Genomic DNA, 14011 nt, shown 5'->3' with positions numbered 1-14011 from the left:
GTGGGCGGGGCTGCCTTCCGGCCGGCCCTGCTGCTGATCCTCGCCGCACTGCCTGTGTCCGCGCAGGTGGTGCCCGATGGCAGCACGGCCACCACCGTCACCGTCGCCCCCGACGGGCGGGTCACCGTGGGTGTGGCCGCGCCGGGGCGCAACGGGATCAGCCGTAACAGCTATGACCGGTTCTCCGTGCCCTCTGCCGGGGTCGATCTGGACAACCGGACAGCCGCGGCGCGCACCATCCTGAATGAGGTCACGGGCACCGCACCCTCCCGGCTGGAGGGGCCGCTGACTGTTCTGGGCCAGCGCGCCCATGTCATCGTGGCGAACCCGAACGGCATCGTCATCGACGGCGGCCGCTTCGTGAACACGGGTCGCGTCGGGCTGACTACGGGGCAGGCGGGGCTGGCCGACCAGCAGATCGCGCCCGGCATTTTCCAGAGCAACGTCACCGCCCGCGTCACCGGCGGCACGATCACAATCGAAGGCGGCGGGCTGTCCGGACAGATGGACGCGGTCGACCTGATCGCGGAGCGGATCCGGGTGAACGGCGCGATCTCTGCCGAGGGGGCGGAGGCCGCGCTGACCCTGCGCGCGGGGCATGGGGTGACGGAATTCGATTCCTCCATCGTGCCGGGAAACACCAGCCTCGGCTGGTCACGCGGCACCGCCCTGGCCGGCGGGACTGAGGGCGTGATGGTGGAGATCCTCAGCCCCGGCGTGCTGAACGCCTACCGCATCGGGATCGAGGTCACGGGGGCGGGGGCGGGGGTGCGCCATGCCGGATCCGCCGTTGCCGGGGCGCACGGGTTTTCCGTCCGCGCCGACGGGATGGTCGAGGTGGACGGCGGGCGGGTGACAAGCGCGGGCTCCGTCTCGGTCAATGGCGGCGGGGTGCGGCTGCGCGGGGCAGAGGTCACGGCGACCTCCGGCGGAGTGCAGATCACCGGGACCGCCAGCGCGCTGGTCAGCGGCGGCACGATCGACGCGCTCGCCATCGGCACCTCCATGGGCGCGGTGCTGAGCTTCGACGCGGAGGGCGCGACGCGGGCCAGGCTGCGCGGCGCCCCGGACCTGAGCCTGACCGGCGGCACCCTGCGCCTGCTCGGCGCGGATGTCACGGCGGAGGGATCGGTCCAGCTGGAGGCCGAGGGGCTGGAACTGGTCGACGGCAGCCTGCGCGCGGCGGGGCATCTTGTCGGGACGGTCGGCGCGATGACGGTAAGGTCTGTCGCGCGGCAGGCGGACGTGGTGGCGGAGAACGGGAGCCTTGTGCTCTCCGGCGGCAGCTTCACCAACGCCGGCGGGCTGATCCAGGGCGGCCAGCGGATCGACGGGGTCGCCGCGCCTGACGGGTCGGGGGTGGAGGGGGCGGTGACCCTGTCCTTCACCGGCGACCTGCGGCACGGCAGCACGGCGGATCACCTCGGCCTGATCTTCGGCGCGGCGGGGGATGCGGTGCTGCGCGCGGGCGGCGATCTTGAGGTGCGGCAGGCGCGTGTGCTGGCCAACGGCGCCGTGACGCTGGCGGCGGCGGGGGATGTGGGCGTGCTGACCGCCGATGCCGCGCCGGTCGCGGTGCAGACCGTGCGGCGATCACGCGGGCTGCTGTTCTTCCTGCCGAAGCGGCGGGTCACGACGCTGACCTATGCCGCCGACCCGGTGGCCGCCGACCGCACCGCCATCGTCACCGCCCTGACCGGCGTGACCGTCACGGCGGGCGGCACGATCCGCAACCATGGCGGAGAGATCAACGCAAACGGCGGCGACATCGCTCTTACCGCTGCGGCGGTCGACAATCGCACGCATGCGGTCGGCCATGTCGCGATGACGATGACCTGCGGCCGGTCCTGCCGGTCTGCGGGGACCTCGGAGCTGGCTTTCCTGCCGGCGCGGATCGCGGCGACGGGCCATGTCACGGTGACGGCCGATCTTCTCGACAACGCGGGCGGAGAGGTGCTGTCGCTGGCCGATCTGACGGTGACGGCGGCGCGGGTGCGGCTGGCCTCCGTGCAGGACCCGCTGGTGGTGAGCCGCCCCGGCGGGCTCTACAACCTGTGGTCCGGGGCGTCGTCGTGGATCATCCTGCGGGACCGCTTCGGCGGGCTGCTGGCGGATGCGGGGCGACTGGTGATCCGGTCGCTGACCCCGGTTGAGATGGAGGGCGGTTATGTCTCTGCCCGCGACGGCACGGAGATGACGGCGGGCGAGGCCACGGGTCGCGCCGTCGGCGGCATCCGTCCGGGCGGGGGCGATGCGCCGCTTGGCATGCTGGCGCGCGTGCCTGCGATAGGCCGCTAGATGCGCAGGCTCGGGATCGCGGCGGTGGCGCTGGCCACGGGGCTTGGTTTGGCGGGTGTCGCAACGGCACAGGCCGTGACCGACCCGCTGGTCGAACAGCGCCGGGTGCAGGAGCTGAGCGAGCGGACCTCGGCCCTTGGCGGGTTCCGGCCCCAGGGCGGCGCGCCCGATCCCGGACCGGCGCAGGCCCGGGGTGGCCCCTGTTTCCCGATCGACCGGATCGAGGTGACCGGCGTCACCCTGCTGCCTGAGGTGACGCTCGCGCGGCTGATGGCCCCCTTCGCGCCCGCCTGCATGCAGGGGGCGGACATCCAGTCAGCCATGCGCGCGCTGGACGGGGCCTATGCCGACAAGGGGTATATCACCACCCGCAGTTACATCCCGGCGCAGAACCTCACCACCGGCGTGCTGGTGCTTGAGGTGCTGGAGGGTCATGTCGAGGGCATCTACCTTGTCGGCGAGGCAGAGGAACTGACCGGCCCGCGCGCGCGCCGCCAGATCGCGACGGCCTTCCCCGGCGCCGCCACCCGGCCCTTCAACCTGCGCGACTTCGAACAGGGGCTGGACCAGATGAACCGGCTCGGGTCGGTCGAGGCGACGGTGCGGCTGCAGCCGGGCGATACGCCGGGCGGATCCCACGTCATCGTGCAGCGGCTGCAGCAGGACAGGTTCCGCGGGCTGGGGCGGTTCGACACGCTCGCCTCGGAAGGGACCGGGCGCAACCGGCTGACCTTCGAAACCACGGTGGACGACCTGTTCGGTGCCAACGACACCTGGACCGTCGGACTGGCGGGGACGGAGAACACCAACGCGCTGACCCTCTCCGGTTCGGTTCCTTTCGGCTACACGACGGTGCAGCTGGACCTTGGGTATTCGGAATACCTGGTGCCGCTGTCCCCGGCGGCAGAGCTGTTCGGCACGTCGACCAACGTCTCGCTCTCGGTCACGCGGATGCTGGCGCGGGGGCAGTTCTCGACAACCGAAGGCAGTGTGACCCTGGGCGTGCGCGACGGCACGCGCGTCATCAATTTCGCCGCCCTCACCCCGCAGCGGGTGGCGACCCTGTCCTTCGGTCTGCGCCACATCCGGATCGGGGAGCAGGCGCGCAATTCCTACGACGCGACCCTGTCCTTCGGGCTGGATGCCTTCGGCGCGACCCGCGACCCTGCCAGCCCCGCGCGGGATGAACCGCGGGCGCAGTTCGCGCGGCTGGAATTCGGCTGGCAGAGGCAGGGGGCGTTCGGAGCGGCCGGCACGCTGGTCACGGACCTGCGGGCGCAGATCAGCCCGCACACGCTCTATGGCAGCGAGCAGATGGCGATCGGCTCCTTTTCGACCGTGCGGGGATACGAGGAGGCGGTCGGTGCTGGCGAAACCGGGGCCTACCTGCGCAACGATCTGTACCTGGCCGCGGATGTCTGGACCCGTCTGCTTCCCGCCGCGATGCGCCAGACGGCGGCGACGCGGATCCAGCCGCACCTGTTCCTTGACGCCGGGGTGGTCCGCGATCGCGCCACCGGCCGCCGGACACACGCCGCCGGGGCCGGTCTGGGCCTGTCGTGGAGCTTTGGGCGGTTTACCGCATCCGGCATCATCGGTGTGCCGCTGATCGATCCCTTCGGGCGCCCGGGCATCGGCGGCCCGCTGATCCAGGTCCGTGCCGACGCAAAGCTCTGGTAGGCGATCCGCGTCTCCTCCTCCGCCCCCGCTAATTCACTTATTGACTGATGAGTAGAATTAGGGCCCCATAGGTAAAACGTGTCGTGGCTCCCCGTGGGCCGTGGCCAGGGGAGGAGACAGGATGACCGTCACGAAACGGAACCGCCGCGGCGGTCCGGGCTTCGCTTGCGCAGGGCGGCGGCGCAAATGACCGCGCTGCTGACCGAAGAACAGCGGATGCTGAAGGACACCGTGGATCGCTGGCTGAAGGCCAACGTCACGCCCCTGATCCCCAAGCACGAGGCGGAGGCGACATTCCCCTTCGAGATCCTCGATGGCCTCAAGGACTTCGGCTATCTCGGCGGCAGGATCCCCGAGGCCGACGGCGGCTTTGACCTGCCCTATGTCACCTGGGGCATGCTGATGGAGAGCGCCGGGTATTGCTGGGGTTCCCTGCGGACCATCGTCAACATCACCAACGGCACCATCCAGAAGCTGTCGCGCTTCGGCACCGACGACCAGAAGGACCGCTGGCTGAAGCCCCTGCTCGCCAACCGCATCCGCACCTGCACGGGCCTGTCCGAGCCCAATGTCGGGTCGAACGTGCGCGGGATCGAAACGCGGGCCGATCTCAAGGGCGATCACTACGTCATTTCGGGCCGAAAGCTGTGGATCACCAACGGGATCAACGCGGACATCTGCCTGCTGGTGGCCAGGACCTTCAGCCCGGACTGCGACGGTGGTCTGTCCGCCTTTGTGGTCGAGAAGGGGATGAAGGGGTTCTCCGCGAAACGGGTGCAGAAGATGACGCTGCGCCCGACCGGCACCTCGGAGCTGGAGTTCGACAATGTCGTCGTTCCGGTCGAGAACCGTGTCGGGGCGGAGGGCACCGCGCTGTCGGGCACGTTGGCGGGGCTGAACACCGCGCGCGTGAATATTGCCATGGGCGCGGTCGGGCAGGCGCAGGCGGCGCTGGATCTCTCCATCGACTACGCCAAAACGCGCCGGCAGTTCGGCAAGCTGATCGGGGAATTCCAGCTGGTCCAGAAGCATATCGTCGACATGACGATGCGGGTGAAGGCCGCGCGGGCGCTGTCCTACGCCGCCGCCGCCCGGCTCGACGCGGGGGAGGAGGCGCGGGAGGACTGCTCCATCGCCAAGCTCTACGCCACGCAGGCGGCTTTCGAGGTCGCGGACATGGCGCTGCAGGTGCACGGGGGGCTGGGCTATGCCTGTGACTACCCGATCGAGCGGATCTTCCGCGACACGCGCGGCGGCATGATCCCCGAGGGCACCTCTGAGATCCAGACGCTTATCGCGGGCCGGGAGATCCTTGGCCTGAACGCCATCACCTGAGGCCGCGCCATGCCGAAAGACAATTACGAACCCTACGTCTTCCCCGACCTGACCCGTCTCTTCGCGCCCCGCACTGTCGCGGTCATCGGCGCATCGGAGAAGGAGCATTCCATCGGAAACCACGCGATGAGGAACATCGTGCAGCATTCGGCCTTTGCCGGAACGGTCTATCCGGTGAACCCCAAGCAGGCGGAGGTCATGGGCCTGCGCTGCTATCCCGATGTCGCCTCCCTTCCCGAAGCGGTGGACGTGATCGTCGTCGTCGTGCCCGCCCCGGCCGTGCGCGCGGCGGTGGAACAGGCGGGGGAAAAGGGCTGCGGCTTTGCCGTCATCCTGACCTCCGGCTTTTCGGAGGCGGATGACTGGGGCCGGGCGGAGGAGGCTGCGCTGGTGGAGATCTCGCAGCGCACGGGCATCCGCATCTACGGGCCGAACTGCCCCGGGCTGGTGAACCTGAATCTGCCGCTTGGCCTCACCTTTTCGCCCGCGTTCAAGGACGACATCACGCCGGGCCCGATCGGGCTGGCCACCCAGGGCGGCGGGCTGGGACGCAACATGATCCAGCACAACGTGCGGGGGATCGGCTTCGGCCTCTGGTCATCCTCGGGCAACGAATGCGACCTGCAGGTCGCCGACTTCGTGCACCACATGGCGCAGGATCCCGAGATCAAGGTGATCGGCTGCCTGATCGAGGGCTTCAAGGACGGAGCCCGCTTTGCCGCCGCCTGTCAGGAGGCCGCGCGGAAGGGCAAACCGGTGGTGGGGCTCAAGGTCGGGAGGTCCGCTTACGGGGCCAGGGCGGCGCAGTCGCATACCGCCTCCATCACCGGTTCGGCCGAGGTCAATTCGACCGTGTTCCGGCAAATGGGCGTGGTGGAGGTCGACGATCTGGATGAACTGGTCGACGTCGCCATGCTGTTTACCCGCAAGATGCCCGAGGGGACGGAGAAGATCGCCGTCTTCGCCAGCTCTGGCGGGGCAGCGTCTCTCTGTGCCGACAACGTCGGGATCGCGGGGCTGGAACTGGCAGAGTTCACGCCGGAAACGGCGAAACGGCTGGCCGATGCCCTGCCGCCCTATGCGGGCATGTCCAACCCGATCGACACGACCTCCATCTCCATTTCCCACCCCGACGCCTACCGTGAGGCGCTGGCCGCCTGTGCCGACGATGCCAATGTCGGGCTGGTGCTGGCGCCGCTGCCGATGGACTACGGCACCTATTCGGTGGTCAACGCGGGGTCGCTGAAGGCGGTGCAGGACGCAGCCTCCGTGCCGATCGTACCGATCTGGATGTCGGAGCGGCAGGGCGGGGGATACGCGAAACTGGCGGAGGCCGGACTGCCGCCCTTCCGGTCGCTGCGGAACATGCGCAAGGCGGTCCGGCGCTGGATCGACTACGGGTTGTGGAGGGCGGCGCGGGACACCGGCTGGCAGCCGGGCATCATCGCCACCGGATCGCAGGGCGATCCCGACCCGACCCGTACGCTGAGCGAGGTGGAGGGCAAACGCGCACTCGCCGCCGCCGGTGTGCCCGCGACCGCGCCCGAGATCGCCACCACGGCTGAGGACGCGGTGCGCATCGCGCAGGCCATGGGCACGGTGGCGATGAAGATCGTGAGCGCACAGATCACCCACAAGTCCGACATCGGCGGGGTGAAACTGGGCGTGACGGGCGACGGCGCGGCGGCGGCGTTCGCGGAGATCATGGCGAATGCCAGGGCGGCGGTCCCGTCGGCCACGCTGGACGGCGTGCTGATCGAGCCGATGGCCCCGGCAGGCGGGCTGGAGGCCTTTGTCGGCATTCTCCGCGATCCGGTCTTCGGGCAGGTCATGACCTTCGGTCTTGGCGGCATCTATGTGGAGATGTTCGCCGACGTGACGCGCCGCATGCTGCCGGTGACCCGGCCCATGGCGGAGGAGATGATCGGAGAGCTGAAGTCTGCGAAACTGCTGACCGGCTATCGTGGCCAGCCGAAACGGGACGTGGCCGCGCTGGCGGACCTCATCGTGAAGGTGTCGGACTATGCCATGGCGACGCCGGGGCTGGTGGAGATGGACATCAACCCGGTCTGGACCGGCACGGAAGGGCAGGGGGTCATGGCGCTGGATGCGGTGATCGTGGTGGAGGAATGAGCGGACCGAAGCCTCTCCACGGCATCACCGTCGCCGATTTCTCCGAACTGCTGCCGGGGCCCTTCATGACCGGCGCGCTGGCCGAGATGGGCGCGCGGGTCATCAAGATCGAACGCCCCGGCGGCGACGGGCTGCGCCAGAGCCAGCCCGGCACCTTCGGGATCGTCAATCGCGGCAAGGAGTCGGTCACGCTCGACCTCAAGTCCGGCGCCGACCGCGCGCGGGCGGAGGAGATCGTGCGCACCGCCGATGTCATGGTCGAAGGCTTTCGGCCCGGCGTGATGGCGCGGCTCGGCCTCGGGTACGAGGCGATGGCGGCGGTCAATCCGGGGCTGGTCTACATTTCCCTCTCCGGCTACGGGCAGACCGGCCCGATGGTGTCCGCACCGGGACACGACCTGAACTACCTTGCGCTGGCCGGGGTGACGGCGCTTTGCGGGACGCCCGACGGACCGCCGGACCACACCTTCGGCCTGCCGGTCGCCGATCTGGGCGGCGGGCTCTACGGTCTTGCCTCTGTCCTCGCCGCGCTCTTCCAGAGGGAGCGGACGGGGGAGGGGCAGTATATCGACCTGTCGATCACCGACTGCATGGCGCATTGGCTGAACCCGCGGCGGGGGGTCTACAACCACCGCGGCATCGACGACCCGGAGGGCCAGCGGGAGGTCGCGCTGGTGCGTCCGGCCTACGGGGTCTTTGCCTGCAGCGACGGCGCGGTTTCCGTCGCCGCGCTGGAGGATCATTTCTGGAAGAATCTCTGCCGCGCGCTCGACCTCGGGCGGTTTGCGGGGGCGGAGTGGGACCGGCTCGCCGCGCGCCGGAACGCCATGCGCGATATCAACGCCGCCATCGCCACGGCCCTTGCGCCGATGACCCGCGACGCGGCCATGGCGGTGCTCGGGGCGCACGACGTTCCCGCCAGCCCGGTCCTGACGGTGAACGAGGCGACCGCCTCGGACCATTTCGCCGCCCGCGGGCTGATCACCGAAACCGCCAGCGGACCCGCCGTCCCCTTTCCGGTCCGGCTGCGCGGCATGACGGCCTCGATGCCGCCCGCGCCGGACCTCGGGTCCCCCGCGGCGGACGGCTGACTGCCGGGACGCGCCATTTTAGATCGAATTGGCAACGAAGCGGCGGAGGGATCCGGGCCGCATGTAACCGCATGTTAAGGCGCATGCCCAATGGTGCCCGCAGACCAGAGTCAACTTGAGGCCGGGCCATGACCGCCAAGGAAAATACCAACATCGCCGTCGATACCCCTGCCGCGGTTGCGGAGGATCAGGTGGCCGTTGCGCCCGACACCGGCCTGACCGATGCAATCCACCGCATGCAGGCGGTGGCCGAATGCGATCTTGATGGCAAGATATTGTCTGTCAACGAGAATTTCCTCGATATCTTCGGATACGGTTCGGAGGAACTGCGCGGTCGCAGCCACAGGATGCTGTGCAATACGGGCCAGAGCGGTGCCGACGACGACCGCGATCTCTGGATGCAGCTTGCCATGGGCCAGACGGTCGAGGGCGCTTTTTCGCGGCTGGCCAAGGGGGGACGTGCGCTGACCGTCCGCTCAGGCTATGTCCCGGTTCCGGACGCGGCGGGCAAGCCCTGCCGCGTCATGGTCTTTGCCACCGACGTAACCGAAGAGGCACGCCGCGCGGCGCAGGACAGCGCGCGCACGACGGGCTTCGACACCGCATCCGTGGCGCTGATGACCGTGGACCGCGACCTCTCCGTCACCCAGGCCAATGCCGCGATGCTGGATCTGCTGAGCCGCAACGCGGCGGCCTTCGCCGAACTCTGGCCCGGCTTCGATCCGGACAGGATTGTCGGTGCCCGGATCGACGCGATCCTCAAGGCGACGGGCCACAAGGGCAGGGCGCTCTCCGACCTCGACGGCCTGCCGCTGCGGACGGACCTGACCCTCGGCGACCGCATGCTGACGCTGGACGTGCATGGCATCGTCGACGCCGAAGGGGCCCTCGCCGGCAATGTGCTGGAATGGGCGGACGTGACGGATCAGCGCAAGACCGCCGGAATCCTCGCGGCGCTGGACCGGTCCCAGGCGACCATCGAATTCGATCTGGACGGCAAGATACTGAGCGCGAACGACAACTTCCTGAGCGTCATGGGATACGCGCTGGAGGAAATCGCCGGCCGCCATCACCGGATGTTCTGCGATCCGGACGAGGTCGGCGGCGGGGCGTACAAGGCTTTCTGGCAGGACCTGCGCGACGGAGAGCCCAAGACCGGTGAATTCCGGCGCTTTGCCAAGGATGGGACCGAGGTCTGGATCAACGCCACCTACAATCCGATCCTCGACGGCAGTGGCCGCCCCTTCAAGGTCGTCAAGTTCGCCTCCGACATTACGGAGGAGAAGCGCCGCACCGCCGAACAGGATGGCCGGATGGCCGCGATCAACCGCGCGCAGGCGATGATCGAATTCACGCTCGACGGCACCATCCTGAGCGCAAACGACAATTTCCTGGCCGCCACCGGCTATTCGCTGGACGAAATCCGCGGCAAGCACCACCGCATGTTCTGCGACACCGACTATGTCCAGAGCAAGGAGTACCAGACATTCTGGTCGGACCTCGCTGCCGGCGATATCAGCGCAGGTCAGTTCAGACGTCTTGGCAAGAACGGGCGCGAGGTCTGGATCAACGCCTCCTACAACCCGATCCTCGACGCGCGTGGCAAACCGTTCAAGGTGGTGAAATTCGCCATCGACATCACCGGGCAGAAGACGGTCGAACAGAACGTGTCCCGCATCGCCGACGAATTCCGCACCATGTCCGCCGACATCGCGGAACAGGCACAGAAGGTCGCCGCCGGGTCCCAGACACTTGGCTGCACCACGGAGGAGATCAACGCCTCGGTCGAGGAACTGAGCGCTTCCATCGACTCCATCGCACAGAACAGCGGGCTTTCGGACGAGATCGCGAAACGCACGAAGGACGAGGCCGATCTCGGCGCGAAGGCGATCGAACGCTCGATCGAGGCGATGGACCTGATCAACGCCTCTTCGGAGGAAATCAATGAAATCGTCAAGGTCATCAGCGAAATCGCCAGCCAGACCAACCTCCTGGCCTTCAACGCGGCGATCGAGGCCGCGCGCGCCGGGGAACACGGGCTCGGCTTCTCCGTCGTCGCGGACGAGGTGCGCAAACTGGCGGAACGATCTTCCCAGGCCACGAAGGAGATCACCAAGCTGATCAACGAGACGGTGAAGCGCGTGTCCCAAGGCAGCGAGGTCTCGCGCGAGGCGGGCGCCGCCTTCACCAAGATCCTCGCCGGTATTTCCGACACGACCGAATCCATCACCCAAATCTCGGTCGCCGCCAACGAACAGCAGACCGCCGCCCGCGACGTGGCAGAGGCGATACAGAGCATCGTCGACGCCTCCGAACAGTCGGTCATCGCCTCGGACAACATCGCGGCGGCAACAGACAACCTGAAGACAGGGGCAGAGGGGCTGACAAAGGAAATCGCAAAGCTCGACGCGTGACAGGTGTCCCGGACGGCCAAGACCCAGAATGGAGCTTCCCAGCATGATGAGCGACGGCGACTTCGCGAAACTCCGCGCTATTGTCTACGATCAGACCGGCATCACCATCGGCGAGACGCGCAAATCGTTGCTTGTCTCGCGCCTGCGTCCCCGCTTGCGGGACCTCGGCCTCAGCGAATATGGCACCTATATCGCCCGCGTCGCGGCGGACGAAGCAGAGCGGCAGGAACTGACCAACCGGGTCACGACCAACGAAACCTATTTCTACCGCACGCCCCGGGTCTGGACCTATTTCACCGACAGTTTCATCCCGGATTTCCTGGCCGCGAAACATGGCCGCCCGATGCGCGTCTGGTCCGCCGCCGCCTCAACCGGGGAAGAAGCGCACACAATAGGCACCTTTCTTGAAGAGACCCGCTCCCGCACGCCGGGCTTCGACTATGCCGTGCTCGGCACCGACATCTCCTCCCGCGTGATCGGTGTGGCCACCGAAGGCGTGTACCGTGGCCGCCCCGTCGCCCGGTTCCGCGCGGACCAGCCCGACCTGTTCGCGCGCCACATGACCGGGTCTGACGACGAGGGCTGGCAGGTCGCACCGCAGATCAGGTCGCGCATCCGGTTCCGCCAGCACAACCTGCTGGAACCGCTGACCAATACCGCGCAGTTCGACGTGGTCTTCCTGCGCAACGTGCTGATCTACTTCACCCCGGCCGACCAGGAACGGATCCTTGGCCATGTCCGTCGCCTGCTGCATCCCGGAGGCGTGCTGTTCATCGGCGAAAGCGAATCCCTGAAGTTCATCGAAACCGATTTCGAGCAGGTGGAACCGATTATCTACCGCCCGGTCGCCCGCACCGCCGGGGTGCCGGCATGACCATCGCGACCAAGCTTCACGTCCAGATCGGCGAGGTGAAGACCGGCGGCCCCGGGCAGATCCTGACGGCGATCCTCGGGTCATGCGTCGGTCTCGGTTTCCTCTGTCCCGCCCGGGAAACCTACGGTCTCGCACATTGTCTGCTAAGTGATTCCGGCGGCGTCACGGACAGGATCGACGGCCGCCACGTGGATCAGGCCGTGCATTCGCTGGTGTCGCTGATGAAGATCGCGCCGCCCGACTACCAGCACGTCAAGGTGATTGTCGCCGGCGGCGCGAACATGACCATGCCGCCCGACACCGACCCGTCCCGGCTTGTCGGCGCGACGAATTCAAGCAGTGCCTACCGGGCGGTTCGCCAGCTCGGGCTGCGCAACATTTACGAGGATACCGGCGGCGTTCTGGGCCGTCAGGTCACCATCGACTGCACGAGCGGAGAGTTCCAGATCTCGCAGATCCCGCGCATCGGAGGGACGAGATGACCCTGCCGCAGATCACACCTGATGAAACCCGTCCGCAGCCCGACGGACCCCTACGGCGAGACAGGGCAGGGTTGCAGAAGATCTACGGGTCCTTCTGGCTCGACCAGACCGAATTCGCGCTAGGTGCCAGCGTCATCAAGGAGGTGGTGAACGAACCTGCAACCGTTTCCCCTGTACCTCTTTCGCCGCCGTTCATGCAGGGCCTGTTCAACCTGCGCGGACGGATCATCCCGGTCATCGACCTGCGCCAGTTGCTCGGCTACCCGGATCGGGAGGTCGCGGAGCGAAAGGTAGCCATTGTCGAAGACGGTGACCTTTGCGTCGGTCTCACCGTCGACCGCACCGGAGAGGTGCTGAACGTCCAGGACGCCGCGCGCGTGGATTTCCGCCCTCGCGATGGCGCGATCAAGGACGTGGTGATCGAGGGTCTTCTCAAGCTTGAGGAGGGGGAGCGGATCGTACAGATCCTCGATCCCTACGAGATCCTGAACCTTGAGAAGGTCCCGACCGGAGAGACGCTTGTGGATCACAGGCAGGAGACCGCCCGTTCCCGCGGCCGCCGGTTCAACTGTCTCTCCTTCCAGTTCGGGCACACGACCTGCGCCATCGATCTGCGTCACGTCGACCGCGTCATGGATGCACCGGAGATCATGGAATCACTGCTCGTCCACGACTGCTTCATCGGCATCGCCAACCTGCGCGGCACGATCATCCCGGTCGCGGATTTCCGGAACTTCATGAAGGATGTCGCGGACATACGGGACAGCACCCCCTATCCGCCCAAGCGAAAAATGCTCATCATCGAGACAGAGGGCGGACCGATCGGCCTGCTGGTCTATTCGATCGACAGCATCATCACCTGTTTTCAGGACGAAATCCTCCAGTTCACCAAGCTTGCCCTGCCACGCGCCGACGTTGTGAGGGGCTGCCTGCTGAGCAGGGACAGCGATATCGTCATGGTTCTCGACCACGGCGCATTGAAAAGCGACCCGATCCTCGCCGACACTGCGCGCCGCTGCAGGGAGGTCCATCCACCTGGAGACAAGGCGGTGTCCGACAGGGCAGAGCGGTCGGCACATGCCCGCATGACCTTCATCGTCTTCAGTTTCGGCCGCCGTTTCGCACTGAACACATCGCAGGTCAGCGAGGTCATCAACTATCCTGAATCACTGCTCCAGCCGCCTTATGCGATTGAATTCGTTGAGGGAGTCATGAACCTCCGCGGCGACCTCATCAGCCTCATAAATCCGCGGACGCTGTACGACATGCCGGGCACGGACAGGATGGGCGACAAGGTGCTGATCTTTCGTCAGGACGGCAGCCAGTACGGGATCATCGTCGATACGGTCGACGAGATCGTCATCACGACCGAAAACAAGGTCGCCGAGATGACCTCACTGAACCTGCGCGACGCGACCATGAAAATCGCCGAGGATATCTGCGGCTGCATCCAGAGCCCGGCCAACGGCGGCGTCATGATCCTGGACGTCGACGCGATGCTGCGCCGGTGTTTCGAAAAGGCGGGGGGGCGGTCACTGGACAGCGCCGCCGTGTAGTGACGTCAGGTTGGCCTGTGCTTCGGGAGATGTGGGAGCCCCCGTGGGGAACCGTTCGGTGCATAACTTGAATTATGTAATTATTGCGCAGAGGAAAAAGACGGTCGACCCGAAAGACTTGGCTATGCGCCCGCAGACGTTCGGGCGC

9 protein-coding genes are annotated in these 14011 nt (G+C 67.2%); all 9 read left to right on the top strand.

The features are described from left to right. Entirely contained in the window at positions 1-2298 is a 2298-nt protein-coding gene (locus IEV87_RS20880) for a filamentous hemagglutinin N-terminal domain-containing protein (protein WP_188479666.1), read from the top strand. Next, on the top strand, positions 2299-3978 hold the full coding sequence (locus IEV87_RS20875) for a ShlB/FhaC/HecB family hemolysin secretion/activation protein (protein WP_188479665.1): 1680 nt from the start codon (positions 2299-2301) through the stop codon (positions 3976-3978). It begins immediately after the preceding gene. Between the two features lie 186 nt (positions 3979-4164). Beyond that, complete coding sequence (locus IEV87_RS20870) at positions 4165-5313, top strand: acyl-CoA dehydrogenase family protein (protein ID WP_229737753.1); 1149 nt, start codon at positions 4165-4167, stop codon at positions 5311-5313. 9 nt (positions 5314-5322) lie between these two features. Beyond that, complete coding sequence (locus IEV87_RS20865) at positions 5323-7446, top strand: acetate--CoA ligase family protein (RefSeq protein WP_188479664.1); 2124 nt, start codon at positions 5323-5325, stop codon at positions 7444-7446. After that, a complete protein-coding gene (locus tag IEV87_RS20860; protein ID WP_188479663.1) occupies positions 7443-8537 on the top strand; it encodes a CaiB/BaiF CoA transferase family protein in 1095 nt (364 codons plus the stop codon). The genes IEV87_RS20865 and IEV87_RS20860 overlap by 4 nt, the downstream gene beginning before the upstream one ends. Positions 8538-8665: 128 nt before the next feature. After that, complete coding sequence (locus IEV87_RS20855) at positions 8666-10951, top strand: methyl-accepting chemotaxis protein (RefSeq protein ID WP_188479662.1); 2286 nt, start codon at positions 8666-8668, stop codon at positions 10949-10951. 28 nt (positions 10952-10979) lie between these two features. Then, positions 10980-11825 carry a CheR family methyltransferase gene (locus tag IEV87_RS20850; RefSeq protein ID WP_188479661.1) on the top strand — a complete coding sequence of 282 codons (846 nt, stop codon included), beginning with the start codon at positions 10980-10982 and terminating at the stop codon, positions 11823-11825. After that, positions 11822-12307 carry a chemotaxis protein CheD gene (locus tag IEV87_RS20845; protein ID WP_188479660.1) on the top strand — a complete coding sequence of 162 codons (486 nt, stop codon included), beginning with the start codon at positions 11822-11824 and terminating at the stop codon, positions 12305-12307. The genes IEV87_RS20850 and IEV87_RS20845 overlap by 4 nt, the downstream gene beginning before the upstream one ends. Then, on the top strand, positions 12304-13863 hold the full coding sequence (locus tag IEV87_RS20840) for a chemotaxis protein CheW (protein WP_188479659.1): 1560 nt from the start codon (positions 12304-12306) through the stop codon (positions 13861-13863). The genes IEV87_RS20845 and IEV87_RS20840 overlap by 4 nt, the downstream gene beginning before the upstream one ends. The last annotated feature ends 148 nt before the right edge of the window (positions 13864-14011 follow it).

Origin of the sequence: Primorskyibacter flagellatus (assembly GCF_014638275.1) — a bacterium.
Lineage (GTDB): Bacteria > Pseudomonadota > Alphaproteobacteria > Rhodobacterales > Rhodobacteraceae > Pseudooceanicola > Pseudooceanicola flagellatus_A.
The sequence above is the reverse complement of the archived record's forward strand: the minus strand, read 5'-3'. Positions and strand labels throughout refer to the sequence as shown.

What these genes read in the sequence shown, in the direction of transcription:
- IEV87_RS20875 (WP_188479665.1), top strand. Translation starts at nt 2,299, where the DNA reads ATGCGCAGGCTCGGGATCGCGGCGGTGGCGCTGGCCACGGGGCTTGGT.
- IEV87_RS20870 (WP_229737753.1), top strand. Translation starts at nt 4,165, where the DNA reads ATGACCGCGCTGCTGACCGAAGAACAGCGGATGCTGAAGGACACCGTG.
- IEV87_RS20865 (WP_188479664.1), top strand. Translation starts at nt 5,323, where the DNA reads ATGCCGAAAGACAATTACGAACCCTACGTCTTCCCCGACCTGACCCGT.
- IEV87_RS20860 (WP_188479663.1), top strand. Translation starts at nt 7,443, where the DNA reads ATGAGCGGACCGAAGCCTCTCCACGGCATCACCGTCGCCGATTTCTCC.
- IEV87_RS20855 (WP_188479662.1), top strand. Translation starts at nt 8,666, where the DNA reads ATGACCGCCAAGGAAAATACCAACATCGCCGTCGATACCCCTGCCGCG.
- IEV87_RS20850 (WP_188479661.1), top strand. Translation starts at nt 10,980, where the DNA reads ATGGAGCTTCCCAGCATGATGAGCGACGGCGACTTCGCGAAACTCCGC.
- IEV87_RS20845 (WP_188479660.1), top strand. Translation starts at nt 11,822, where the DNA reads ATGACCATCGCGACCAAGCTTCACGTCCAGATCGGCGAGGTGAAGACC.
- IEV87_RS20840 (WP_188479659.1), top strand. Translation starts at nt 12,304, where the DNA reads ATGACCCTGCCGCAGATCACACCTGATGAAACCCGTCCGCAGCCCGAC.